Genomic DNA, 24,154 nt, shown 5'->3' with positions numbered 1-24,154 from the left:
CGCGGGAAGATTGGCGTGGCGCCAAAGAGGTCGGCTAAGGTAATGGCGCTTCTTGCAAAAGATTGATTGCATAGAAACCAACAGTCCGCCCTCCCACTTGGGTCGTGGACAGATACGAATGATCGGAGGAGTCGATGGTGACTCTCGGAGAAGTTTTCATCAGTGAGCTGGCGGGCACCGCCATCCTCATTATTCTGGGCTGCGGCGTTGTGGCCAACGTCGCGCTGGCGAAAACGAAGGGTGCCGGCGGCGGGTTCCTGATGGTCAACTGGGGGTGGGCCATCGGTGTGTTTGCCGGCGTGTACGCGGCCGCTATTTCCGGCGCGCACATCAACCCCGCCGTTACGGTAGGTCTCTGGGCAGCCGGCAACGAGGAGTTTGCGCCGGGCGTCGAGGTTTCCTTCGGTGCGGCCATGGTCTACTTCGCAGGGCAGATGGCCGGTGCCATCATTGGTGCCTTCGTGGCGTGGCTCGCCTACAAGAAGCAGTTCGACGACGAGCCCGACGCCGCCAACATCCTGGGTGTCTTCTCCACAGGTCCGGCTATCCGGTCCTACGGATGGAACGTTGTGACTGAGGTTGTAGGTACCTTCGTCCTCGTCTTCACGATCGTTGCCTTCGCGGGAACGCCCACGGAACTCGGCCCGCTGGCTGTGGCCCTCGTGGTGCTCGGCATCGGTGCCTCCCTCGGCGGCCCCACCGGCTACGCCATCAACCCGGCCCGTGACCTTGGCCCGCGCATCGTGCACGCCCTGCTGCCCATCCCGGGCAAGGGCAGTAGCGACTGGGGCTACGCCTGGGTGCCCGTCGTCGGCCCGCTGATCGGCGGCGCCCTGGGCGGCCTTCTGGGCGCCCAGATTCCCCTCCCGCTTCCGGTATAAGCGGACCGGCCGGCCGTATGGTCCGGCCACCCCCAAAGACCCCCACCGCAAGGAGCAGAAACAATGCCTGACAATCCCAGGTACATCATCGCCATCGACCAAGGCACCACCAGCAGCCGGGCAATCGTCTTCGGCCACGATGGAAACATCATTTCCACCGGGCAGAAGGAACACGAGCAGATCTTCCCGCACGCCGGCTGGGTGGAGCACGATCCGATGGAGATCTGGACGAACGTCCGCGAAGTTGTCGGCAGTGCCCTGTCCAAAGCCAACCTGACCCGGCACGACATTGCCGCCGTCGGTATCACCAACCAGCGTGAAACGGCAGTGGTCTGGGACCGCAACACGGGCGAACCCGTCTACAACGCCATTGTCTGGCAGGACACCCGTACACAGCCCATCGTCAACGAGCTGGCGGAAAACGGCGGCCTGGACCGTTTCAAGGACACTGTCGGCCTGCCGCTGGCAACGTACTTCTCGGGTACGAAGATCAAGTGGATCCTGGACAACGTTGAGGGGGCACGCGAACGGGCAGAGGCGGGGGACCTCATGTTCGGCAACACGGACTCCTGGATTGTCTGGAACCTCACCGGCGGGACGGACGGCGGCGTACACATCACTGATGTGACCAACGCTTCCCGCACCCTGTTCATGAACCTTGAGACACTCACCTGGGATGAGGAGATCCTCAAGGAATTCGGTATTCCGCGGTCGATGCTGCCGGAAATCAAGTCCTCCTCCGAGGTCTACGGCATGGTCGCGGGCTCGCAGCTGCTCCGCGAAACCCCGGTGGCCGGCATCCTCGGCGACCAGCAGGCCGCAACGTTCGGGCAGGCCGCGTTCGAGAAGGGCGACGCCAAGAACACCTACGGAACCGGCTGCTTCCTGATCTTCAACACCGGTGAGGAGATTGTCCGTTCCGAGAACGGCCTCATCACCACCGTTGCCTACCAGCTCGGCGACGCCAAGCCGGTCTACGCCCTCGAGGGTTCCATCGCCGTCACCGGCTCCCTGGTGCAGTGGCTCCGCGACAACCTGGGCATCATCAACAGTGCCCCGGAAATCGAAGAGCTTGCCCGCAAGGTGGAGGACAACGGCGGCGTGTACATCGTGCCGGCGTTCTCCGGACTGTTCGCACCTTACTGGCGTGCGGATGCCCGCGGTGCGATGGTGGGCCTGACCCGCTACGTGAACAAGAACCACATTGCCCGGGCAGCACTGGAAGCGACCGCGTTCCAGACCCGGGAAGTACTCGACGCCGTGAACGCCGACTCCGGTGTTCCGCTGACGGAGCTGCGGGTCGACGGCGGCATGGTTGCCAATGACGCGCTCATGCAGTTCCAGGCCGATATCCTCGGCGTGGACGTGGTCCGGCCCAAGGTCATCGAGACCACGGCACTGGGCGCCGCCTACGCCGCAGGCCTGGCCGTCGGGTTCTGGAACGACACCGACGAGCTCGAGCAGAACTGGGCTGAAGGCAAGCGCTGGACCCCGCAGATGGATGACGCCGAACGTCAGCGCCAGATGCGGCTTTGGAAGAAAGCAGTCACCAAGACCTTCGATTGGGTCGACGACGACGTTGAGTAATCCGTACGCAGAGTGAAAAGGCCCCGGCAGCCAGGCTGCCGGGGCCTTTCGCATCTCTTCACACGGAGCCGGTTTGACCGGCACATCCACCCTTGGGTAGCGTTCGGGCAGCATCTACAGTGATGCAGGTCACAGAAGCAGGTGGAAGTGTCTCCCGCAGCAAACGCCGTACGATCGGAACTGCCAGTCGCCGTCATAGGCTCCGGACCCAGCGGCCTTGCCGCCATGCGTGCCTTGTCTCGACAGGGGCTGGACTTTGTCGGCTTTGAACAGCACACGGACGTGGGCGGGCTCTGGAACATCGAGAATCCAGCCAGCACGGTTTACGAATCGGCGCACCTGATCTCCTCGAAATCCACCACCCAGTTTTCCGAGTTCCCCATGCCCCGGGACACTCCCGACTATCCCGGGCACCGCCACCTGCACGCCTATTTCCGCTCCTATGCGGACCACTTCGGTTTGCGCCGTTTCATCCGGTTTGGTGTATCGGTCACCGCCGCGGAGCCGACCGACGACGGCGCCTGGACGGTTTCGTGGGACAGCACCGACGGGCACGGAAGCGGCCGTTTCAGTGCTGTCATCGTTGCGTCCGGCACCCTGCACACGCCGGCAATGCCCGCCCTGCCCGGCCGGTTTGCCGGTGAGGTCCGCCATTCCGCCTCCTACAAAGATGCCCGGGAGTTCGCCGGGAAACGGGTACTGATTGTCGGCGCGGGCAACAGCGGCTGCGACATTGCGGTGGACGCCGTCCACCACGCCGCCGCCGTCGACATCAGCGTCCGGCGCGGCTACTACTTCATTCCCAAGTACGTCTTCGGCCGGCCAACCGACACCCTGAACCAGGGCAAGCCGCTGCCCCGGCCGCTGAAGCAGTTCTTCGACAAGCGGCTCCTGCGCATGTTCACCGGAGACCCGCACCGCTTCGGCTTCCCGAAACCCGACTACCGCATCTACGAATCCCATCCCGTGGTGAACTCCCTGATCCTGCACCATCTGGGGCACGGGGACCTGCAGGTCAAAGGCGACATTGACCGGCTGGACGGGCAGACCGTGTACTTCCGGGACGGCAGCACGGGGGAGTATGACCTGCTCCTGCTCGCCACCGGGTATGCCCTGGACTATCCGTTCCTGGACCCGGCGCTGCTCGGCTGGGACGGCCCGTCGCCGTCGTTGTACCTGAACATCTTCAGCCGCCAGGCGGAGAACCTGCTGGTCATCGGCATGGTGGAAGCTTCCGGACTCGGCTGGGAGGGAAGGTTCCGGCAGGCCGAACTGGCAGCCGCCTACCTTGCAGCCCAAAAACACACCCCGGAGGCCGCAGAGGAGTTCCGGCAGCTGCTGGCGGGGGAGTCCCCGGATGTCACCGGCGGCTACCGGTATCTGGGCCTGGACCGGATGAGCTACTACGTGAACAAGGACGCCTACCGCGCCGAACTCGACGCACACCTGGACCTGCTTGCCGCTGCCGCTAGTGAAAAGGTGAACCACTGATGCCCATCGACGACGTCGTCCTGAACTTCACGCCGGCCTCCCTGCTGATCCTGAACGTGGTGCTGGCGATCATCATTCTCGGCATCGCCCTCGAGGTGCGTCCGGCGGACTTCCGGACCGTGGCGCGCAGCCCGAAGGCCGTGCTGCTGGGAATCTGCGCCCAGTACCTGGTGCTTCCCGCGGTGACGGTAGGGCTGGCGCTCCTGCTGCAGGTCCCGGCATCCATCGCCCTGGGCATGATCCTCGTTGCCTGCTGTCCGCCCGGCGGCATTTCGAATGTGCTCACCCACCGGGCGCACGGCAATGTTGCCCTGTCCGCTTCCATGACCGCCGTCTCGAACCTGGTGGCTATCGCCGTGATGCCGCTGAACGTGGCACTGTGGGCGCGGCTGAATCCGGCCACCGCCGGGCTGATGCGGGACTTCTCCCTGGACCGCTGGGAAATGCTGGTCCAGGTCCTGCTTATCATCGGCGTGCCCTTTGCTGTGGGCATGCCCCTCGCCCGGCGCTTCCCCGCGGTGACCGACATCCTGCGGCCCTGGGTGCAGCGGATCGGCCTGCTGGCCCTGCTCGTTTTCATTGTTGCCGGGACGGCCAGCAACCTTGGGCCGCTCCGCGAGCATTTAGGCACCATCTTCCTGGTCGTGCTGCTGCATGATGCCGTGGCGCTGGCCGTCGGATACTGGACGGCGGCGGCGGTGCGGCTGGACGAACCCAGCCGGCGGGCCTTCACCTTCGAAGTGGGTGCCCGCAATACCGGACTCGGACTTGGCCTGACGCTGACCTTCTTTGCCGGGCTGGGCGGGATGGCGATGGTGGCCGCCTGGTGGGGCATCTGGGACATCCTGGCCGGGCTGCTGCTGGCCGCCTGGTGGCGGCGGCGGGATGCGCGCCGCAGTACCGCAGCCAAGCCGGAGCCGCGGGAGACAGCACGATGACCCGAGTCTGCGTCACCGGCGGCAACGGCTTCCTGGGCAGCGCGGTGACCGCCGGCCTGGCGGACCATCCCGAAATCTCCTATGTCCTCAGCCTCGACATCCGGGAACCGGCGGAGGAACGCCGGCTCGCCGGGGTCGAGTACGCCCTCGCGGATGTATGTTCCCCGGACGTGGCGCGGCTGCTGCAGTCCCACCGGATCGACACCGTGGTCCATCTGGCCGCCATCGTGAATCCGGGCAAACACACCACCCGGGAACAGGAATTCCAAGTGGACGTGGTGGGTTCACGAAACGTACTGGCGGCCTGCATTTCCGCCGGCGTGAAGCACATGGTCATTTCCTCGTCCGGCGCCGCCTACGGATACCACCCGGACAACGCCCCGTGGCTGACGGAATCCGATCCGCTGCGCGGCAATGACGAGTTTGCCTATTCCCGGCATAAACGGCTGGTCGAGGAGGAACTGGCCCGCGTCCGCGAAGAGCATCCCGAACTGCAGCAGACCATCTTCCGGATCGGCACCATCCTCGGCGAGCGGGTCCGTAACCAGATCACCGCCCTTTTCGACGCACCGAAGCTGCTTCGGGTAGCCGGCAGCGAATCCCCGTTCGTGTTCATCTGGGATGAAGACGTGGCCGGCATCATGGTGCAGGCCGTCGTCACGGGACGCAGCGGCATTTTCAACGTGGCCGGAGACGGTGCCCTGACCGTCCGCGACATCGCCGGGCTGCTGGGACGCGGCACCGTCACCGTTCCGGCGCCGGTCCTGGCCGCCGCGCTCTGGCTGGGGCACCTGCTGCGGCTGACCGTGCACGGGCCGGAGCAGGTGAGGTTCCTGCGTTACCGTCCGGTGCTGGACAACACCGCCCTGAAGCAGGAGTTCGGGTTTACTCCCACGCGGACGAGCAGGGAAGCATTCCTCGCGTTCCGGGCCGCCCGGGACGCCGCCCGGGACCTGCGTCAGAAGTAGGAAACCCCGTTCGTCTTGAACGGCAGCCCCAGCCCGCCGGCCACCTCGGACAGGACTTCCGGGCAGAAGAAGTACCACCGGAGTTCGGCTATCAGCGGTTCCCCGTGGGCACAGCTGAGGCGAAGGACATCGGCCACAACCTCGGGAGTTTCCGGCGCATCCTTAGGGCGTTCCCACAGGAGGATCAGGTCCTCGCCGTCATAGCGGTGCACGCTGGCCCGGTAGAGCTCTGCGGCGTCCGGCCCGAAAGTGTGGGTCATGGAGCCGGTGCGGATCTCCTCGTGTCCGGTTTCGCTGACGTTGCCGATCACCTCCGTGCGTCCGCCGGCCAGGAACAGGCTGACCATGGCATCAATGTCGTATGAGTTGAAAGCATCGGCGAGGCGGCGCAGCAACTCGGGATGCCCCTCCGGCCGGGGTGGGCCGGCCTGTGTTGGGCGGGCCTGTGTTGAACCGGTCCCGTCGCCGGCGGCAGCGCCGTCGTCGGCGGGAACAGGTCCTCCATCCCGGGCTGTTGCCAGCGTGCCCCGGCCGCGGTGAAGCGCGGACTTTACCGCCCCGGCGGTGGTGTCCAGCATTTGCGCGATCTCGGCCAGGGAGTAGTGAAACACGTCCTTGAGGACCACGCAGGCTCGTTCCCGGGGAGGCAGGACCAGCAGCAAATGCCCCAGCGCCGACTCCACCTCCAGGGACGTCAGGGGATCCGCGCCGTCGTCGGGCCGGTCCGCGCCCGGTTCGCTGAAGTCCTGCACCGTTACCCGGCCGCTGCGGCGCAGGGTATCCAGCCAGGTGTTCGTGGCGATCCGGATCAGCCAGGCCTGCACGTTGCTGATGGGTTCATGCCGTTGGGAGGCATCGGAAAGGGCCTTCACCAGGGTTTCCTGCAACAGGTCCTCGGCATCCCAGACAGTGCCGGTCAATCTGCGGCAATAACCGTAAACGGCCGGGCGCACAGGCTCGAGTGCTACCAGGAAGTTCCTTCGGGCCTGCCGGAGTTCTCCGGCCTGGACGTATATCGGTTCCGGCTTTGTTGCTGCTGCTGACATTCCTGGCTCCATCCCGTTCGGCCGCCCCGGCGGCTCCTGCGACAACAATGGCATTTTTGCTTTTGTCTTACCGGGTAGACGCACGGGATGGGGCAAAAGATACGTAGGGGTCCATCCTCCCTGCGGCTCACCCCAATGCACTGGCTCCGGGGGCCGTGTGCTGTTGTAAAGTGGAGAAATGATCGCAGTACTCCTCCTTAGCTAGCCGCGCACCGTCCGTGCGCGGCCGCCCCTTGCTTGTCGAGGGGCTTTTGTGTGTCTGGGGAGGACCTAAAAATTTATCGGGCCGGATTTACCGACGGCCCGCAGCGCGGATCGATTTTCTTTGAGGACAGAGGCGAAGCATAGTGAGCACGCAGTCACAGACTGATCAGCAGGAAGAGGCCGTCTACAGTTTCGCGGCCATCGAGCAGAAATGGCCGAAGGTCTGGGATGACCTCGGTGTTTTCACCCCTGCCGACGACGGCTCGCGCGAACGACGCTATGTACTGGACATGTTCCCGTACCCCTCCGGCGACCTGCACATGGGCCACGCCGAAGCGTTCGCGATGGGCGACGTCGTCGCCCGTTACTGGCGCCAGCGCGGGTATGACGTGCTGCACCCGATCGGCTGGGACTCCTTCGGCCTGCCCGCGGAAAACGCGGCCATCAAGAACAACGCGCACCCCAGCGACTGGACCTACCGCAACATCGAGACGCAGGCGGAGTCCTTCAAGCGCTACGCCATCAGCGTTGACTGGTCCCGCCGGATCCACACCTCGGACCCCGAGTACTACCGCTGGACCCAGTGGCTGTTCACCCGGTTCTACGAGCGCGGCCTGGCCTACCGGAAGAACTCCCCGGTCAACTGGTGCCCCAAGGACCAGACCGTGCTGGCCAACGAACAGGTGGTCAACGGTGCCTGCGAACGCTGCGGAACCCAGGTGACCAAGAAGTCGCTGAACCAGTGGTACTTCAAGATCACCGACTACGCCGACCGCCTGCTCGATGACATGGAACAGCTCAAGGGCCACTGGCCCGAGCGTGTCCTGGCCATGCAGAAAAACTGGATCGGCCGCTCCGAGGGCGCGCACGTCCGGTTCAACATCGAGGCCGACGGCGGCAAGCCCGCCGAGCAGGTCACCGTGTTCACCACCCGCCCGGACACCCTGGCCGGCGCCACCTTCTTCGTTGTCGCCGCGGACGCCCCGCTGGCGCTGGACCTGGTGACGGACGAAAACCGGAACGCCCTGCTGGACTACCGCGAATCGGTGAAGGCACTCTCGGACATCGAGCGCCAGTCCACCGAACGCGTCAAGACCGGCGTCTTCACCGGCCGGTACGCCGTGAACCCGCTGAACGGCGAGAAGCTGCCCGTCTGGGCCGCCGACTACGTGCTGGCGGACTACGGCACCGGCGCCATCATGGCCGTCCCGGCGCACGACCAGCGTGACCTGGACTTCGCCAAGACCTTCGACCTGCCCGTCAAGGCTGTGCTGGACACCGGTGAAGAGGATCCCGCCGTCAGCGGTGTGGCCACCACCGGCGAAGGCACCTTGATCAACTCCGGCGCCCTGGACGGCCTGCCCAAGGCCGAAGCCATTCCGGCCGCCGTCCGGATGCTCGAGGAACAGGGCACCGGCGAGAAGTTCGTGAACTTCCGCCTGCGCGACTGGCTGCTGTCCCGCCAGCGCTTCTGGGGTACCCCCATCCCGATCATCCACTGCGACAACTGCGGCGAGGTTCCGGTCCCCGATGACCAGCTGCCGGTCACGCTGCCCACCGGGCTGCGCGGCGAGGCACTGGCTCCGAAGGGCACCTCTCCGCTGGCCTCCGCAGAGGAATGGGTCAACGTGGCCTGCCCGAAGTGCGACGGTCCCGCCCGGCGCGATACCGACACCATGGACACGTTCGTGGATTCGTCCTGGTACTTCATGCGCTTCGTGTCCCCGCACTTCACGGACGGACCGTTCGATCCCGAAGCAGCGAAGAACTGGATGCCGGTCGGGCAGTATGTGGGCGGCGTCGAGCACGCGATCCTGCACCTGCTCTATGCGCGTTTCTTCACCAAGGTGGTCCACGACATGGGCCTGCTGGAAGCCAGCGAGCCGTTCAGCTCGCTGCTGAACCAGGGGCAGGTGCTCAACGGCGGCAAGGCCATGTCCAAGTCGCTGGGCAACGGCGTGGACCTGGGCCAGCAGCTGGACAAGTACGGTGTGGACGCGGTGCGCCTGACCATGATCTTCGCTTCCCCGCCGGAAGACGACGTCGACTGGGCGGATGTGTCGCCGTCGGGCTCCGCCAAGTTCCTGGCCCGCGCGTGGCGCCTGGGACAGGACATCACCAGCGAACCCGGCGTGGACTACTCGGCCGGGGACCGGAAGCTGCGCGCGCTCACGCACCGGACCGTTGCCGATGCCACCGAGCTGCTGGAGAACAACAAGTTCAACGTAGTGGTCGCCAAGCTGATGGAACTGGTCAACGCGACCCGCAAGGCCATCGACTCCGGCGCCGGCGCCGCTGACCCGGCAGTACGCGAGGCGGCGGAAGCCGTCGCCGTCATCCTGAGCCTCTTCGCGCCGTACACGGCCGAGGATCTCTGGAACCTGCTGGGCCGCGAAGCCTCCGTCGTAAACGCCGGCTGGCCCGTGGTCGATGAAACCCTGCTGGTGCAGGACACGGTCACCGCCGTTGTCCAGGTGCAGGGCAAGGTCCGCGACCGGCTCGAGGTCGCCGCGGACATCAGCGAGGAGGACCTGCGGGAGGCTGCCTTGGCATCCGACGCAGTGCAGCGGTTCCTGGACGGACGCAGCATCCGTACGGTGATCGTCCGGGCGCCGAAGCTCGTCAACATCGTCCCGGCCTAGGCCCGGACAACCATGGACTGGCTCGAACGGCTCGCATCGCGGGCCAGGGGACGGCAGCGGGAAACCGCGGCCGTCCCCGGGCCGTCCGTGGGAGTGGTGACCGATTCGGCGTCGGCACTGCCGGCTGGCTGGGCGGACTTGGCCAACGCCGCTGATTTTGTCCGGGTGGTTCCCATGCCCGTGATGATCGGGGACCAGATCTACGGCGAAGGATCTGCGGACCTGATTCCGGCCCTTGCCCTGGCGATGGCACAGGGCCATGAAGTGCGGACCTCCCGGCCGGCGCCGGGGCAGTTCGAAGCGGCCTACCGCGAGCTGGCTGCCGCCGGGTGCACCTCCATAATTTCCATCCATCTCTCCGGTCAGCTCTCAGGCACGGTGGACTCCGCCCGGCTGGCCGCCCGGACCGCCGAAATTCCGGTGGAGGTCATCGATAGTGCGACGGCGGCCATGGGCCTTGGTTTTGCCGTGGCGGCCGCGACGGAGAGCGCCCGGTCCGGTTCCTCCGCGGCGGAGGTCGCGGCATGCGCCCGTTCGGTAGCGGTCGATGCAACCATCCTCTTTTACGTCCCCAGCCTGGACCAGCTGCGCCGGGGCGGACGGATTGGTGCAGCTGCCGGCTGGCTGGGCACCCTGCTTGCCGTGAAGCCGATCCTGGTGGTCCGCGACGGCATGGTCCTTCCGCTGGAACGGGTGAGGACCGCGCCCAAAGCCCTGGCACGGCTGGCCGAACTCGTGCAGCAGGACATTGCCGGGCGCGACGGGAAAGTCCGCGCCGCGGTGCACCACTTCGGTAACGCCGCTGAAGCCGAACGGCTGGCCGGGATCATCGGCGCCGCCGCGCCCGAGGTGGAGTTCCTCCTCTGCCCGCTGCCCGCCGTCCTGGCTGCGCATGCGGGGCTGGGGGTGCTGGCCGTGGCGGTTGCCGGAGACGGGAGCGATGGTGGCCGGAGTGATCCTGCCGGACAGGACACGGGACCTGCCGGTACCCGTGTGCCGACGGAGGGGACCGCCGCGGAAGATGAAGGCTGCCGCATGGACAACGACAACGCAGCCGGGAAACCGGCCGCCAAAGGTCCGGCATCCCGGACCAGGTCCGCCGGACTCAAAGCCAGGGGCAATAAGACTTCCGGCGGCGCCAAGAATTAGCCCCCGCAATTGCGGCCGGTACGTGAAAACCGGGTGCTATAGTGAGCGGAAAATTTGCCCCTATTGAAAGCGATTACCGCTATGGCACCGTTTGGATTCGGCAAGAACAATGAAACTGCTCCGGCCGCTCCGGCTGTAGACCTTGGAAAGAAAGCCGGTGCTATTTCCCTTGAAAAGGGGAACCGGGTCACCATTGAAAAAACACCGGTAGTCACGGCCCGCTGCGAATGGTCGTCCAACACCGACTATGACCTTTACGCACTGGTCATCCTCAAGGATGGAACAGAGCTGGTTTGTTCCACATTCGGCTCCGAGGCCCAGCCGGTTCCCACGCCGGAACTGCTCGGGGGCGCCGTCCGTCATCTTGGCGATGTTGGTCGCGGGCAGAACGGCAAGGCGCAGGAAACCATTGAAATCAAGCTGACCGACGAAATTGAAGCCGTCGTTCCGATTGCTTACTCAGCCCAGTCCAACGGTATGGGCTCTTTCCGTAAATACGGGGTTTCCCTGGGGATCGACAACGGTTCGGGAACCAGCGTAACTATCGATTCGGCGAACGCTTCCAAGCGCATGAGTGTGTTCACTGTTGCCATCGGAGTTATTCGCAATACCGCCGAAGGGGTTGTCGTTGAGTCGCTGGAGACTTATTCAAAGTCACTGAGTGAATTCCGTCCGGCCTGGCAGAATGGCCAGGTTGTTATGGACGCAGGCTCCAAGAACATCTTCAAGTAAATCCGAAACCGGATTGATGCAGGCGCCTAGAGGTTCTGTTTCATCCGGACCGGATCCGGGAGGCCTTGAAGTCCTGGATCGTGAGCGGGGAACGGTGGGGAACCGCAAAGGTCCAGGAGTGGCCGCGGGAAATGGGCGGCCGCTTGTCTCGTCCTCAACAATGCCATCTCTGAGCGGCGGCTGGCCTTGGTCCGTCCACCGGCCTCAACACCGTGGAACCCCGGCGGGTGGCGATAGCTAGTTTTGTCCCATGGCACAGCATCGTTGGGATACCTCGGACGTCCATGTCCCTGATCTGCAGGGGGTGGAGCCGTCGGGCGATTCTCACCCCGGAAGTAGGCGCCGGTGGGCATTCTCCCTGCCGGCAGCGGTGCTGGCGGTGTGTCTGTTGCTGGGCAGCGGTGCGGCGATCATACTGTCCCGGGACCGAGGTCCGGTTCCGGTGGCCAGCATCGATCTGTCCCCACCTGCCTCCGACCCGTCATCTGCCTTGGATCCGTCAGCGCCCACGGAAGGCAGCGGCAGCCCGCGGGGCACTTCGCCTCCTGCATCCGCGACCCCGGCGCCTTCGGCTGTGCCGTCAAATCCGGGGGAGCCCGGCGGGGGCCCGGCAACCACGGTGGTTCACGTGGCTGGAGCCGTACAGCGCCCGGGGGTCGTCCGATTGGCGCCGGGCAGCCGGATTGTTGACGCCGTTGAAGCCGCCGGTGGAACGGCAGCCGATGCGGACCTCGCCGGCGTGAATCTCGCGGCCCTGGTGGAGGATGGCGCGATGGTGCTTGTTCCGAGGATCGGGGAGAACCCGCCGCGCACTGCCGGCGCAGGAGGAACTGCGGCGGATGGCAGCGCATCCGGTGCGGCTGGTTTCGGAGCACGTGCTGAAGACGGCGCTTCGGGCAGCGTCAACCTGAACACGGCAGACTCGACCCGGCTTCAAACCCTGCCGAGGGTCGGGCCGGTGCTGGCCGAGCGGATCATCGCGTGGCGGACCGAGCACGGCAGGTTCAGCCGGCCCGAAGATCTGGACGCCGTTCCCGGGATCGGGGAAGCGATGATGGCTGCGTTGCTCCCACTGGTCACCGTCTAGCAGTTGACCAATGTCCAGCCGGGAAACGAGCAGGTGGTCGCGGTACGTCGCGTCGGCGTTGGATCCGGGTGCGCAGCCCTCGGGTCCGCAGGACACCGGCAGCCAGGCAGCAGGTGACGGGGAGCCGGACGCGGGGCGCGGCGCGGCCGTTGGCGGGCCGTGGGAGAGGAGCCGGGCCGGAATCGGCAGGGCACGGGAAGCCTGGGACAACCGGGAGGCTGCGTCCGCTGACGTGCCGCCGCCGCTCCGTGAACTGCGGCTCCTGCCTGCGGCAGCAACGGTATGGGCCGCAGCCTTTGCCGCGGTCCGGTTACCGCCGCCGGCGGGATGGGCTGTGGCAGGCTCCGCCGCTGTTTTGGCGGTCCTTCTGGTCCTGGCAGCATCACGCGGGCAGGTCCGGGATCTACGGGGAGGAAGCACCCGCCCGGCAACATCCCGGAGGACGCCGCACCGCGGCCGCAGAAGCAGACCCGTGCACACCGGCGCCGCGGCGTTCCTGCGAGGTGCCGCTGTCCCGGCCGCGGCGGCAGCACTGGTCTGTGCCGGCGCAACGGCCAGCTTGGCGGCACGCACCGGCGGACCTGTCTCCGGGCTCATCGCCGAAGAATCCGCCATCACTGCAGAACTGCGGGCCGCATCGGATGCACGGCCTGCGGCGGCGGACCGGTTTACGGGAAAGCCGCGTTACCTCATTGACGCCGTGGCGGAATCGGGCACTGCGGACGGCCGGCGGTTCGGAACTTCGGCAACGCTCCTGGTTGTCGGCGGGGAGGATTATGCCCCCATCAGGTTGGGGGACCGGTTCAGCAGTGCCGGCTCCCTGCAGCCTCTTCCGGCGGGAGACCGGAACCTTGCCCTCCTGCGGGCTGCCGTTCCGCCCGAGGTCACGCCTGCCGGCGGCTGGTACGCAGCGACGGCAGGACTCCGCGGAGCTTTTGTCCGGGTGGCTGAAGACCGCGGTGCGGACGTGGAGGGGCTGCTTCCGGGCATGGTGCTCGGTGACCGGGGCGGCCTCGATCCGGGCCTGGAGCAGGCGATGAAGAATACCGGCCTGACCCATCTGACGGCTGTCTCCGGCGCCAACTGCAGCTATCTGCTGGCATTCATCTTCCTGAGCGCCCGGGCGCTGCGGATGCCGCGGGCCCCGGCGGTGCTGCTGGCCTTGACCGGGCTGACGGCGTTCGTGCTCCTGGTAAGGCCGGATCCCAGTGTGCTGCGCGCAGCGGTTATGGGCGGACTGGGTACCCTCGCCGTGCTCTCCGGACGCGGACGTCTTTCGGCAGCATTGCTCTTCCTGTCGATCTCCGTACTGCTGTGCATTGATCCCTGGTTGTGCGGAAGCTACGCGTTCATCCTGTCAGTCTGCGCGACGCTGGGTCTTATTGTCTTGGGACCGCATCTGGTGCGGGTGCTGTCGATGCGCCTGCCCCGCTGGTTGGCAGCGGCCCTGGCCATACCCGTCGCAGCGCAGCTGTTTTGCTCCCCGGTCCTGGTGCTCCTGCAACCTCAGCTGCCGGTGTATTCGGTTCCTGCGAATCTGGTGGCTGCGCCCGTTGTTCCTGCCGTGACGATTGCCGGGATGCTTGCCGTCGCGCTGGTGGGTGCAGCTCCGGCGCTGGCGACGCCGCCGCTCCTGCTTGCGTCCGCCGGAGCCTGGTGGGTGGCTAAAACTGCCCGGCTCTTTGAGTCCGTTCCCGGTGCGTTGGCGGCCTGGCCGGAGCGCAGCCTTGGCGTGGTGCTCATGAGCGTGTGCGCGGGTACGGCCGTAGTTGGCATCCTGTATCTCTCGCGGCGCGCAGGCGGCGGGATATTCCCGGCCCGGGCGGAACGGGCGGAAAGAGGGAACGCAAAGGACGGGGAGGACGAAGCGGACCAGGGGGACAGGCGCACCGGGTCCCGGCGTCGGGGTTCAGGAACCAACCGGCAGGCAGGCTTCGCAGGGTGGTCCAGCCCCCGCCGGCGCTGGGTAGCGGCAGGTGCAGTCGCTTCGCTGGTCCTGCCGGCCGGTGCGGTCCTTGCTGTCCGTGCGCTGCAGGGAGAACGGGGCGAGGAGAATGAGTGGATGGTGGCCGCCTGCGACGTCGGGCAGGGGGACGGGTTCGCGATCCGTGCGGGTCCGGACAGTGCGGTGGTGATCGATGCCGGCGGAGAGCCCGACCCCATGGATGCCTGCCTTGATCGGCTGGGGGTGCGGACCGTTGAGTTCCTCGTGTTCACTCATGCCCATCTGGACCATTACGGCGGTGCTGCCGGAGTGCTTTCCGGACGGTCCGTGCTGCAGGTGGGCTACTCGTCGGCGGATCGGGAACTGCCGGAGAATCTGACCGGGGTGTTGGCCGGAACGGCAGCACCCCGGACACGCCTGGCCCAGGGGATGGCCGGAACGGCCGGCCTCGTGCACTGGGAAGTCCTCTGGCCGCCGGCATCGGGCATTGCGGTGCCCGTGGCCGGAGACGGGGAGGAGAACAATGCCAGTGCCGTCCTGCTGGTGACTGTCGGGGGTCCGGGGCAGGGGGAGCGGCCGCTGCGGATTCTGTTCACCGGTGATGCCGAGGAGGAGGCCGCCGCAACGATTCTCGCAACACAGGCCAATCTTCGTGCCGGCGTCGACGTGCTGAAGGTGGCCCACCATGGGGCACGCAACGGCGGTGACGGCTGGTTCCGCGCAGTCCGACCGTCCCTGGCATTGATTTCCGTTGGTGCCGATAACGAGTACGGGCACCCGGCACCGGAAATCCTGGCGCAGCTCCGGTCTGCCGGCACCGGGGTGGCGCGGACGGACCAGCACGGCACGGTAGTGGTGGTCCGCGAAGGCAACGGTCTTGAGGTCCAGAGCCTGCCGCCGTAGATCCGATAGATCCCGTAGGTCCGGTAGGTCCCGCTGAGGATCGGCAGTCGAGGGCCGCCGCAGGCCGGAAAACACGGCCGCGGCCGGACGGAAAATTGGCCGCCGACCGGTACCGTGGCAATCTTGGAGGGAGGATATCCGCGGTGCGGATACCTTTCGATCCTTCGCCCCGGCAGGCCGGAAGGCCGCCACACAATCCCAGGAGCACCAGCTGTGAATCCGGCAGTCCCTTCCAAACGCAGCTCCGGCAGTAAGTCCTCCGCGAGCAAGTCCTCAGCGACGGTCTCCTGGCGCGAGGTCGAACCCGCACCGGTGGTCCTGCTGGCGGGCCCGGAGGACTATCTGGCCTCCCGGGCCCGGGACCGGCTGCGCGGGCTGCTCCGGGAGAAGCAGCCCGACACGGAGCTGGTGCACTTCGACGCCTCCACCTACGCCTCCGGGGAACTCACACTGCAGTCGAGCCCCTCGCTGTTCGGCGAGGCCAAACTTATCGAGGCCGTGAATCTCGCGTCGATGAACGAGGATTTCCTCACCGAAACGCTGGCCTATTTGAAGGATCCGTCCCCGGATGCCGTTCTGGTGCTGCACCACGCGGGCGGCAACCGCGGCAAGAAGCTGCTGGATGCGGTTAAGGCTGCCGGAGCCCCCGTCGTGGAGTGCCAGCCCTTCAAGAAGGATGCGGAGAAGCTGGACTTCGTCACTTCGGAGTTCCGCACTGCCCGTCGCAGGATCGACCCGGGCGCGGCCCGCGCGCTGGTAAACGCCGTCGGGTCGAGCCTCTCCGAGCTTGCAGCATCCTGCCAACAGCTGATCAGTGATTCCACCGGCGAGGTCACCGAGGAACTGGTGGAGCGCTATTACGGCGGGCGGGTCGAGGCCACGGCCTTTAAAGTCGCCGACGCAGCCCTGGCCGGCCGCGCTGCGCAGGCGCTGTCCATGCTCCGGCACGCGCTGGATACCGGCGTGGATCCGGTGCCGCTGGTCGGCGCCCTGGCCATGAAAGTCCGGGCCGTAGCCCGGGTGGCCAATCTGCGTGGCTCCTCTGCCTCGATGGCCAAGGAACTGTCCATGGCGCCGTGGCAGGTGGACCAGGCTCGACGGGATGCCCAGCGGTTTACCTCGGAGTCCCTGATCGAAGCTGTCCAGGCCCTCGCCGAAGCGGATGCACAGGTCAAGGGCGCCGGACGTGATCCGGTGTACGCCGTGGAACGGGCCGTCACCGTCATAGCCCTGGCAGCCTCCGGGCGCTAGGAGCAGTTAGCCCGCCGACACGCGCCGGCCCGGCTATGCCGCAGGCGGGCACGCAGCCGACACGCACCCCGCATCCTCGGCTGCCCACCGGCCCGCCGACACGCACCCGCACGGCTGTCCGAAACAGTCGAGAACAGTCCGGAAGCCGGCTTAAAACAAAGCGTGGCCGGTCCCGAAGGACCGGCCCACGCTGAGTAAGTCTGTAATGCTGGCTGCTGGTTAGAGCGCGCTGACCTTCTTGGAGATGGCCGACTTGCGGTTGGCAGCGTTGTTCTTGTGGATTACGCCCTTGCTGACGGCCTTGTCCAGCTTGCGGCTGGCGGTCTTCAGCGCTTCGGCTGCTGCGTCCTTGTCGCTGGCCTTGACTGCGGCATCAACCTTGCTGATGACGGTCTTCAGCTCGGACTTCACCGAGTTGTTACGCTGACGCGCCTTCTCGTTGGTGAGGATGCGCTTCTTCTGGGACTTAATATTGGCCACTTATAAACTCTCTTTGTATTGCGGACTTGGTCGGTGAGGGTATTTCAGCCCAGACATTGACTGAGCGGCGTGGGGATACCGTAATGGCGTCTGAACCAAAGTGCCCGTCGACCTGCGCGGACACACAGCAATAAATGTTAGCAGAGTTTGGGCTCCGGTAACTAAAGTGCCGGTTCAGCGTGCCGGGCGCATCACGGCCAGCCGACGGGCAACTGTCTGGAACACGTTCCTATCCATGATTGCACCTTCCCGGCGCACGCTGCCCGGTTCGAGCTGGAGGACGCGGTCCAGCTTCACCTCACTGGGACGACCCTTGCTGTCCCACGGGCCGGTGCCGACGTCGAGGTAGCGAGGGTCGGACCCGCTGCTGTTGTTCCGGTCCCGGCTGGTCATCATCAGGCCCAGCAACAGGCCGCCGCTTCGCCCGATCAGCAGGACCGGACGGTCCTTGCCCTGGCTGGGGTCATCTTCGTACGGGACCCAGGCCCACACCACTTCGCCGGGATCGGGATCGCCGTCCGGCTGCGGGGCATAGACCGGGGTGACAGGACCGGCGTAGTCGCCGGCGTAACCCGAAGGGGCTGCTGCCGGAGCGGTCCGCGCGGATGACGACGGCGACGGCGGCGACTGCCGGGCAGCCGGGGTGCGCGGGGGAGTGGCCTTGGTCCCGGGGGAGGGCGACGGCGTCCGCCGGGTCTCCGGCGTCCGGCGGCTGTCCGGCGTTCGGGGACGGGCCGAACGGCCGGTTCCGCGGCTGCTTTCGGCAGGGCCGGCAGAGGAAGAAGCGGAGCGCAGCAGGCGCAGGGCCGAGCGGGCAAAGGAGGCAAAGGCGCGGGCATTAAAGGGCATGGCACTACGTTATGCTCCCGGCCACGAAACCTCAGGTGCGTCCGGTTCCTGCTGCGGCAGGCAAACGTGGGAGACTGTTAACTCGATAGAACACCCACCAGACCGCCAGGACCAAGGACACCCGCGCACCGCGCCGCGTCCGGCTTGTCCCGGAACAGTAAAGGAACCGCCACAGTGTCACCCATGGCCCGCTTCTCGCCGGTGCCTGCCGCGACGGATCCGGCGATCATCAGAAACTTCTGCATCATCGCCCACATCGACCACGGCAAGTCCACCTTGGCCGACCGCATGCTCCAGTCCACCGGAGTGGTTGAGCACCGGAACATGAAGGCCCAGTACCTGGACCGGATGGATATCGAGCGTGAGCGCGGCATCACCATCAAGTCCCAGGCCGTACGCATGCCGTGGGAACTGGACGGGCAGTCTTACGCCCTGAATATGATCGACACTCCGGGCCATGTGGACTTCACCTACGAAGTCTCCCGTTCCCTGGCTGCCTGCGAAGGAGCAGTGCTGCTGGTGGACGCCGCCCAGGGTATCGAGGCGCAGACGCTGGCGAACCTTTACCTGGCGATGGAAAACGACCTGACCATCATTCCGGTCCTGAACAAGATCGACCTCCCGGCGGCGCAGCCGGAGAAGTACGCCGAGGAACTGGCGAAGCTGATCGGCGGCGATCCGGAGGACGTGCTGAGGGTCTCCGGCAAGACCGGTGTTGGCGTTGAAGCCCTGCTGGACCAGATTGTCCGCGAGATTCCGGCACCGGTGGGCGACCCCGACGCTCCCGCCCGAGCCATGATCTTCGACTCCGTGTATGACACCTACCGCGGCGTCGTCACCTATGTCCGCGTGATCGACGGGTCGCTGTCCCCGCGTGAACGCATCCAGATGATGTCCACCCGGGCCAGCCATGAGCTCCTCGAAATCGGTGTGAGCTCGCCGGAACCCACCCCGTCCAAGGGCCTGGGCGTGGGTGAGGTGGGGTACCTCATCACCGGCGTGAAGGATGTACGCCTGTCCAAGGTGGGCGACACCGTCACCAACCTGGCCAAGCCGGCCGAGAAGTCACTCGAGGGCTACGCCGATCCCAAACCCATGGTGTTCTCCGGGCTGTACCCCATCGACGGCGCCGACTACCCGGTGCTCCGCGAAGCGCTGGAAAAGCTGATGCTCAACGATGCCGCGCTGGTATACGAACCCGAGACGTCCGCGGCGCTGGGCTTCGGCTTCCGGGTGGGCTTCCTGGGCCTGCTGCACCTGGAAATCACCCGTGAACGCCTCGAGCGCGAGTACAACCTGGACCTGATCTCCACTGCCCCCAACGTGGAGTACGAGGTGACGCTCGAGGACAAAAAGGTGGTCACCGTGACCAACCCCAGCGAGTACCCCGAAGGCAAGATCAAAGAGGTCCGCGAGCCGATGGTCTCGGCCACGATCCTGGCGCCGAATGAATTTGTCGGCGCCATCATGGAGCTGTGCCAGTCCCGCCGCGGCGTTCTGGGCGGCATGGACTATCTCTCCGAGGACCGGGTGGAAATCCGGTACCGCCTGCCGCTGGCCGAAATCGTTTTCGACTTCTTCGACATCCTCAAGTCAAAGACCCGCGGCTACGCCTCCCTCGATTGGAAGGCCGACGGCGAACAGGTCGCCGACCTGGTCAAGGTGGACATCCTGCTTCAGGGCGAACAGGTTGACGCCTTCAGCTCCATCACGCACAAGGACAAGGCCTACGCCTACGGCGTTATGATGACCGGCAAGCTGCGTGAGCTGATCCCGCGGCAGCAGTTCGAAGTGCCCATCCAGGCAGCCATCGGCTCCCGCATCATCGCCCGCGAATCCATCCGCGCCATCCGCAAGGACGTGCTTGCCAAGTGCTACGGCGGCGACATCAGCCGTAAGCGCAAGCTGCTGGAAAAGCAGAAGGAAGGCAAGAAGCGCATGAAGATGGTGGGCCGCGTGGAAGTTCCCCAGGAAGCCTTCGTGGCTGCGCTTTCCTCCGACGAGTCCAAGGACAAATCCAAGAAGTGACACCCAGTGCACTGCCCCTCGGAGACCCGGCACCTGCCGACGGTCTCCTCCCCGCACAGGCCGCGGACGGAGCAGCGGAGCGGAACTTCGGACTGTACGTCCACATTCCGTTCTGCTCCGTCCGCTGCGGCTACTGCGATTTCAACACGTATACGGCCACCGAGCTGGGCGGCGGTGCGTCGCAGGCTGCCTACGGCGGCACGGCGGCCCGCGAGGTGGTCTTTGCCGCTGACGCCCTGCGGCGTTCGGGCCTGCCGGAGCGCCGGATGGGCACCGTCTTCTTCGGCGGCGGCACTCCCACGCTGCTCCCGGCGGAGGACCTCGCGCTGATCCTCCGCACCGCCGTCGACCAGTGGGGCCTGGCGCCCGGCGCCGAAGTCACCACCGAAGCGAACCCGGACTCCGTCACGCCGCAGTCCCTGCAGCTGCTTGCCGACGCCGGCTTCACCCGGGTTTCCTTCGGCATGCAGTCCGCCGTGCCGCACGTGCTGGCAGTGCTGGACCGCACGCACACGCCGTCGAGGGTTCCGCAGGCCGTGCAGTGGGCGCGCGACGCCGGCCTGCACGTGAGCGTGGACCTCATCTATGGAACTCCCGGGGAGTCCATGGCCGACTGGAAGCACTCGCTCGAAGAGGCACTGAGCTACGAGCCTGACCATATCTCCGCCTACGCGCTCATCATCGAAGAAGGGACCAAGCTCGCCGCCCGGATGCGCCGCGGCGAGGTCCCGCCCATCGACGACGACGACCACGCCGACAAATACGTGCTGGCGGATGAAATGATGACCGCCGCCGGACTGAACTGGTACGAGGTCAGCAACTGGGCGCGGACCCCCGAGGACCAGTGCCGGCACAACCTGGCCTACTGGCGCAGTGATGACTGGTGGGGCGTCGGCCCGGGTGCCCATTCACACGCCGGCGGCGTGCGCTGGTGGAATGCCAAGCATCCCACCGCCTATGCCCAGCGGATCGGCGCGGGGGAGTCGCCCGCCGTCGGACGCGAGACCCTGGACGCCGATACCCGGTACATGGAAGACGTTATGCTGCGGACCCGGCTCGCTGAAGGCCTGGCACTGGACCGGCTGCGTGAGCCCGGCAGGCTGGCCGTGGCGGGACTCATGGCCGACGGCCTTGTGGATCCGCGCGCTGCGCTGACCGGCAAGGTGATCCTCACGCCGCGGGGCCGGCTGCTGGCCGACGCAGTGGTCCGGCGGCTGCTGCCGGACTGAGTTCCCCGGCAGCGGTCCCGCCCTGCGGCGCTACTTGATGCGGCGCAGGTTGAGCGGGTAGCGGTACGGCCGGCCGCGGTTGCACTCGATGCCTGCGATCACCGAGGACACAGCCACGTAGACCCAGATCATGGCATTGAGCACGGCGAAGAAGCCGCCGATCTCGGGAATGAAGGACAACGCCCAGACGGTCAGGGCAGCAATGCTGGGCGGAAGCGTGAAGTTCAGGGCTTCCTTGGATTCCTGGGCAGTGAACGGACCGCGGTCGCGGAACACCAGGTAGATGATCAGCGACGGAACAAAAGCGAGGATGCCGCCGAAGTGCGCCAGAGTTGCCCACTGCCGGTCTTCGGACGCGGTCAGCGGCAGTGCGTTGGCCGGAGCCCCCTGGTAAACAGGACGCTGCGCTCCGCCGTGTTCTTCCGGTCGGGGGCGGTGGTTCTGGCGTGTGTTGGACACGGCGTATTTTCCTTTTGGCTCATGGTGACACAGGGTCGGTCCACTACTACGTATTCCTCAAGAGTACTGGCTCGCACGCTTCCTCACGGAAAGGAAAGAGGCAGTGCGATGCGCGTCTCACCCGGGAACGGTCAGGAAATCGATGACTTCCTCCACTCGTCCGAGCAGTGACGGTTCCAGATCCGCATAGCTGTTCACCTGCCCCAGCAGCTTCTTCCAGCCCATTGCGACGTCGGTATGGTCGCGGTGCGGCCAGCCCAGTCCCTGCAGGATGCCGGTTTTCCAGTCCAGGTGACGGGGGACCACGGGCCAGGCGGTACGCCCGATCACGGACGGCTTGATGGCCTGCCAGACGTCCACGTACGGATGCCCGACAATCAAGACATTGCCCGGCGCGCCGGGGGAGGTCATCGCCTCGGCGGCAATGCGCGATTCCTTGGAGCCCGGAACCAGGTGATCCACCAGTATGCCCAGCCTGCGCCCCGGGCCCGGGGAAAACTCCCGGACCGCGGAGTACAGGTCGTCGACGCCGTGGAGGGGCTCGACGACGATTCCCTCCACCCGCAGGTCATCGCCCCATACCTTCTCCACCAGTTCGGCGTCGTGCTTGCCCTCCACCCAGATGCGGCTGGCCCGGGCGGTGCGGGCGCGCTGGTTGGCGACGCGGACCGAGCCGGACGCCGTCCGGGCCGGACCTGCCTTGGCCGCCGCCGCAGCCGCGGGCACAACTTCCACCGGCTCGCCCTCGAGCAGGAAGCCGAAGCCCAGTTCGAAGGATTTCTTTTTCCCGCGCCGGTCTTCCAGCACCATCAGGTGCAGTCCGCCGGATTTCTCCACGCGCACCACCGCACCAACCCAGCCCGAGGCAACGTCCTCAAGGACCAGGCCGGTTTCGGCGCCGACTTTGCGCAGGACGGTCCGGGCCGGCGCGGTGATGTCCTGCGGACCCCAGGAAAAGCTGGACACGGAAGTTGCCTCACTTACGGTTCTGATCGGGCGGAAACCGCAGCAGGCCGCGGGTTCCTCAATGCTAGCAACGCTGCCGATCCGTACTAGACTTGGCACTTGAACACTGTGAGTGCTAAACGTCCGGTGCTCTGCCCATAGGTCACCACACAGGTCACCACACGGATCACCACGCAAGTAAGAATGCCGAGCAACCGCCGAGCAACCGCCGATCAACCGCCGATCAACAGGGAGGGAAATCCATGAGTGAGCCACGCCGACTCGAGGTCCTCCGCGCCATTGTTGAGGACTACGTCCATTCGCGGGAGCCCGTGGGATCCAAGGCACTTGTGGAACGGCATCACCTGGGTGTTTCCTCGGCCACCATCCGAAATGACATGGCCGCCCTTGAGGAAGAGGGGCTGATCACCGCCCCGCACACGTCCGCCGGGCGCATCCCCACCGACAAGGGCTACCGCCTGTTCGTCGACCGGATTTCCGACGTCAAGCCGCTCTCCGCTCCCGAACGCCGCGCCATCCAGTCGCTGCTGGAAGAAGCCGACGACCTCGACGATGTGATGGACCGTACCGTCAGGCTGCTGTCGCAGCTGACCAACCAGGTGGCCGTGGTGCAGTACCCGCATCTGGGCAATGCCAAGGTCCGGCACATTGAATTTGTCCTGCTGGCTCCGGCGCAGGTGCTGGTAGTGCTCATCTCGACCACGGGGCGGGTGGAGCAGCGCGTCATTACCGTTCCGCAGCCGGTGACGGAGCCGGACCTGGGCGACCTGCGCCAGCACTTCCTGTCCGCGTTGGCAGGCACGCCGCTGAGTAGCATCACGAGCCAGCTGGCCAATGCCCTTGCCACGGTGCCGGCCGAACGCAGGCGCGTGGGCAACTCCCTGGGGCACTGCCTGGAGCAGCTGGCCGGCATCAACCGCGAGGACCGCATGGTGATGGCAGGGACAGCCAACCTGGCCCGCTCCACTGTAGACTTCCCGCTGACTATCGGTCCCGTGCTCGAAGCGCTCGAGGAGCAAGTGGTGATGCTGCGGCTGCTGTCGGAGATGGAACAGGATGCCCGCGGCGTTGCCGTCCGGATCGGCCGGGAGAATCCGTACGGCGGATTGTCGGAAGCCTCGGTGGTGGCTACGGGATACGGTCCCGACGCCACCGCGAAGGTCGGCATTCTCGGTCCCACGCGGATGGACTATCCCACCACCATGGCAGCGGTGCGAGCCGTGGCCAGGTACCTGTCCCGAATACTGAACAACTAACGCGGTCCCCAGCAGTTACGGACCCGCCTGCCGGGGAACCGGCGGGAACCCAACCTCCGTCTT

General features: G+C 66.1%; 19 protein-coding genes. 14 read left to right on the top strand and 5 right to left on the bottom strand.

All coding sequences use genetic code 11. The features are described from left to right. Positions 1 to 137: 137 nt before the first annotated feature. The 5 genes from N2L00_RS08895 to N2L00_RS08875 all read left to right on the top strand — a co-directional run bounded on the left by N2L00_RS08895 (position 138) and on the right by N2L00_RS08875 (position 5,865). Complete coding sequence (locus N2L00_RS08895) at positions 138 to 881, top strand: MIP/aquaporin family protein (RefSeq protein ID WP_255766302.1); 744 nt, start codon at positions 138 to 140, stop codon at positions 879 to 881. Between the two features lie 63 nt (positions 882 to 944). After that, entirely contained in the window at positions 945 to 2,468 is a 1,524-nt protein-coding gene (glpK, locus tag N2L00_RS08890; protein WP_255766301.1) for a glycerol kinase GlpK, read from the top strand. Positions 2,469 to 2,615: 147 nt separating this feature from the next. After that, complete coding sequence (locus tag N2L00_RS08885) at positions 2,616 to 3,959, top strand: NAD(P)/FAD-dependent oxidoreductase (protein WP_255862958.1); 1,344 nt, start codon at positions 2,616 to 2,618, stop codon at positions 3,957 to 3,959. Next, the gene (locus N2L00_RS08880; protein ID WP_255766299.1) at positions 3,959 to 4,897 is read left to right on the top strand and encodes a bile acid:sodium symporter family protein; all 939 of its coding nucleotides are present in this window, start codon (positions 3,959 to 3,961) and stop codon (positions 4,895 to 4,897) included. Before N2L00_RS08885 ends, N2L00_RS08880 begins: the two co-directional genes overlap by 1 nt. After that, positions 4,894 to 5,865: an SDR family oxidoreductase gene (locus tag N2L00_RS08875; RefSeq protein WP_255862960.1), complete on the top strand. Its 972-nt coding sequence runs from the start codon at positions 4,894 to 4,896 to the stop codon at positions 5,863 to 5,865. Before N2L00_RS08880 ends, N2L00_RS08875 begins: the two co-directional genes overlap by 4 nt. On the opposite strand, the gene N2L00_RS08870 is transcribed toward N2L00_RS08875, so the two are convergent. Next, on the bottom strand, positions 5,856 to 6,911 hold the full coding sequence (locus N2L00_RS08870) for an RNA polymerase sigma factor (RefSeq protein ID WP_255862961.1): 1,056 nt from the start codon (positions 6,909 to 6,911) through the stop codon (positions 5,856 to 5,858). The genes N2L00_RS08875 and N2L00_RS08870 overlap by 10 nt on opposite strands. Positions 6,912 to 7,255: 344 nt before the next feature. On the opposite strand from N2L00_RS08870, the gene leuS reads away from it, so the two are divergent. From leuS to holA, 6 genes are all read left to right on the top strand, one after another. Beyond that, positions 7,256 to 9,757: a leucine--tRNA ligase gene (gene leuS / locus N2L00_RS08865; RefSeq protein ID WP_370647266.1), complete on the top strand. Its 2,502-nt coding sequence runs from the start codon at positions 7,256 to 7,258 to the stop codon at positions 9,755 to 9,757. A 12-nt stretch (positions 9,758 to 9,769) separates the two neighbouring features. Next, positions 9,770 to 10,906, top strand: coding sequence for a DegV family protein (locus N2L00_RS08860; RefSeq protein ID WP_255862962.1), 1,137 nt, complete (start codon positions 9,770 to 9,772; stop codon positions 10,904 to 10,906). A 63-nt stretch (positions 10,907 to 10,969) separates the two neighbouring features. After that, positions 10,970 to 11,638, top strand: coding sequence for a hypothetical protein (locus tag N2L00_RS08855; RefSeq protein ID WP_255766294.1), 669 nt, complete (start codon positions 10,970 to 10,972; stop codon positions 11,636 to 11,638). 628 nt (positions 11,639 to 12,266) lie between these two features. Continuing rightward, positions 12,267 to 12,725 (top strand): helix-hairpin-helix domain-containing protein, encoded by a 459-nt coding sequence (locus N2L00_RS08850; protein ID WP_255862963.1) that lies wholly within the window; start codon positions 12,267 to 12,269, stop codon positions 12,723 to 12,725. 472 nt (positions 12,726 to 13,197) lie between these two features. Continuing rightward, on the top strand, positions 13,198 to 15,573 hold the full coding sequence (locus N2L00_RS08845; RefSeq protein WP_255862964.1) for a ComEC/Rec2 family competence protein: 2,376 nt from the start codon (positions 13,198 to 13,200) through the stop codon (positions 15,571 to 15,573). A 213-nt stretch (positions 15,574 to 15,786) separates the two neighbouring features. Next, a complete protein-coding gene (holA, locus tag N2L00_RS08840; RefSeq protein WP_255862965.1) occupies positions 15,787 to 16,824 on the top strand; it encodes a DNA polymerase III subunit delta in 1,038 nt (345 codons plus the stop codon). Positions 16,825 to 17,043: 219 nt separating this feature from the next. On the opposite strand, the gene rpsT is transcribed toward holA, so the two are convergent. Beyond that, positions 17,044 to 17,304: a 30S ribosomal protein S20 gene (gene rpsT, locus N2L00_RS08835; protein ID WP_146361896.1), complete on the bottom strand. Its 261-nt coding sequence runs from the start codon at positions 17,302 to 17,304 to the stop codon at positions 17,044 to 17,046. A gap of 174 nt (positions 17,305 to 17,478) precedes the next feature. After that, on the bottom strand, positions 17,479 to 18,153 hold the full coding sequence (locus N2L00_RS08830; protein WP_255862966.1) for a type II toxin-antitoxin system PemK/MazF family toxin: 675 nt from the start codon (positions 18,151 to 18,153) through the stop codon (positions 17,479 to 17,481). A gap of 174 nt (positions 18,154 to 18,327) precedes the next feature. Here N2L00_RS08830 and lepA point away from each other — a divergent pair, with 174 nt between their 5' ends. Together lepA and hemW are read left to right on the top strand one after the other, a co-directional pair. Continuing rightward, a complete protein-coding gene (lepA, locus tag N2L00_RS08825; RefSeq protein WP_255766289.1) occupies positions 18,328 to 20,181 on the top strand; it encodes a translation elongation factor 4 in 1,854 nt (617 codons plus the stop codon). After that, positions 20,178 to 21,410: a radical SAM family heme chaperone HemW gene (gene hemW / locus N2L00_RS08820; protein WP_255766288.1), complete on the top strand. Its 1,233-nt coding sequence runs from the start codon at positions 20,178 to 20,180 to the stop codon at positions 21,408 to 21,410. The genes lepA and hemW overlap by 4 nt, the downstream gene beginning before the upstream one ends. A 30-nt stretch (positions 21,411 to 21,440) precedes the next feature. On the opposite strand, the gene N2L00_RS08815 is transcribed toward hemW, so the two are convergent. Next, complete coding sequence (locus tag N2L00_RS08815; protein ID WP_255766287.1) at positions 21,441 to 21,869, bottom strand: DUF4870 domain-containing protein; 429 nt, start codon at positions 21,867 to 21,869, stop codon at positions 21,441 to 21,443. Positions 21,870 to 21,986: 117 nt separating this feature from the next. After that, positions 21,987 to 22,835 (bottom strand): DUF3097 family protein, encoded by an 849-nt coding sequence (locus N2L00_RS08810; RefSeq protein WP_255862967.1) that lies wholly within the window; start codon positions 22,833 to 22,835, stop codon positions 21,987 to 21,989. Positions 22,836 to 23,077: 242 nt separating this feature from the next. Here N2L00_RS08810 and hrcA point away from each other — a divergent pair, with 242 nt between their 5' ends. Next, positions 23,078 to 24,091: a heat-inducible transcriptional repressor HrcA gene (hrcA, locus tag N2L00_RS08805; RefSeq protein WP_255766285.1), complete on the top strand. Its 1,014-nt coding sequence runs from the start codon at positions 23,078 to 23,080 to the stop codon at positions 24,089 to 24,091. Positions 24,092 to 24,154 lie beyond the last annotated feature (63 nt).

The sequence above is a fragment of the Arthrobacter sp. zg-Y1171 genome (assembly GCF_025244845.1).
In the GTDB taxonomy this organism is placed as follows: Bacteria; Actinomycetota; Actinomycetes; order Actinomycetales; family Micrococcaceae; genus Arthrobacter_B.
The sequence above is the reverse complement of the archived record's forward strand: the minus strand, read 5'-3'. Positions and strand labels throughout refer to the sequence as shown.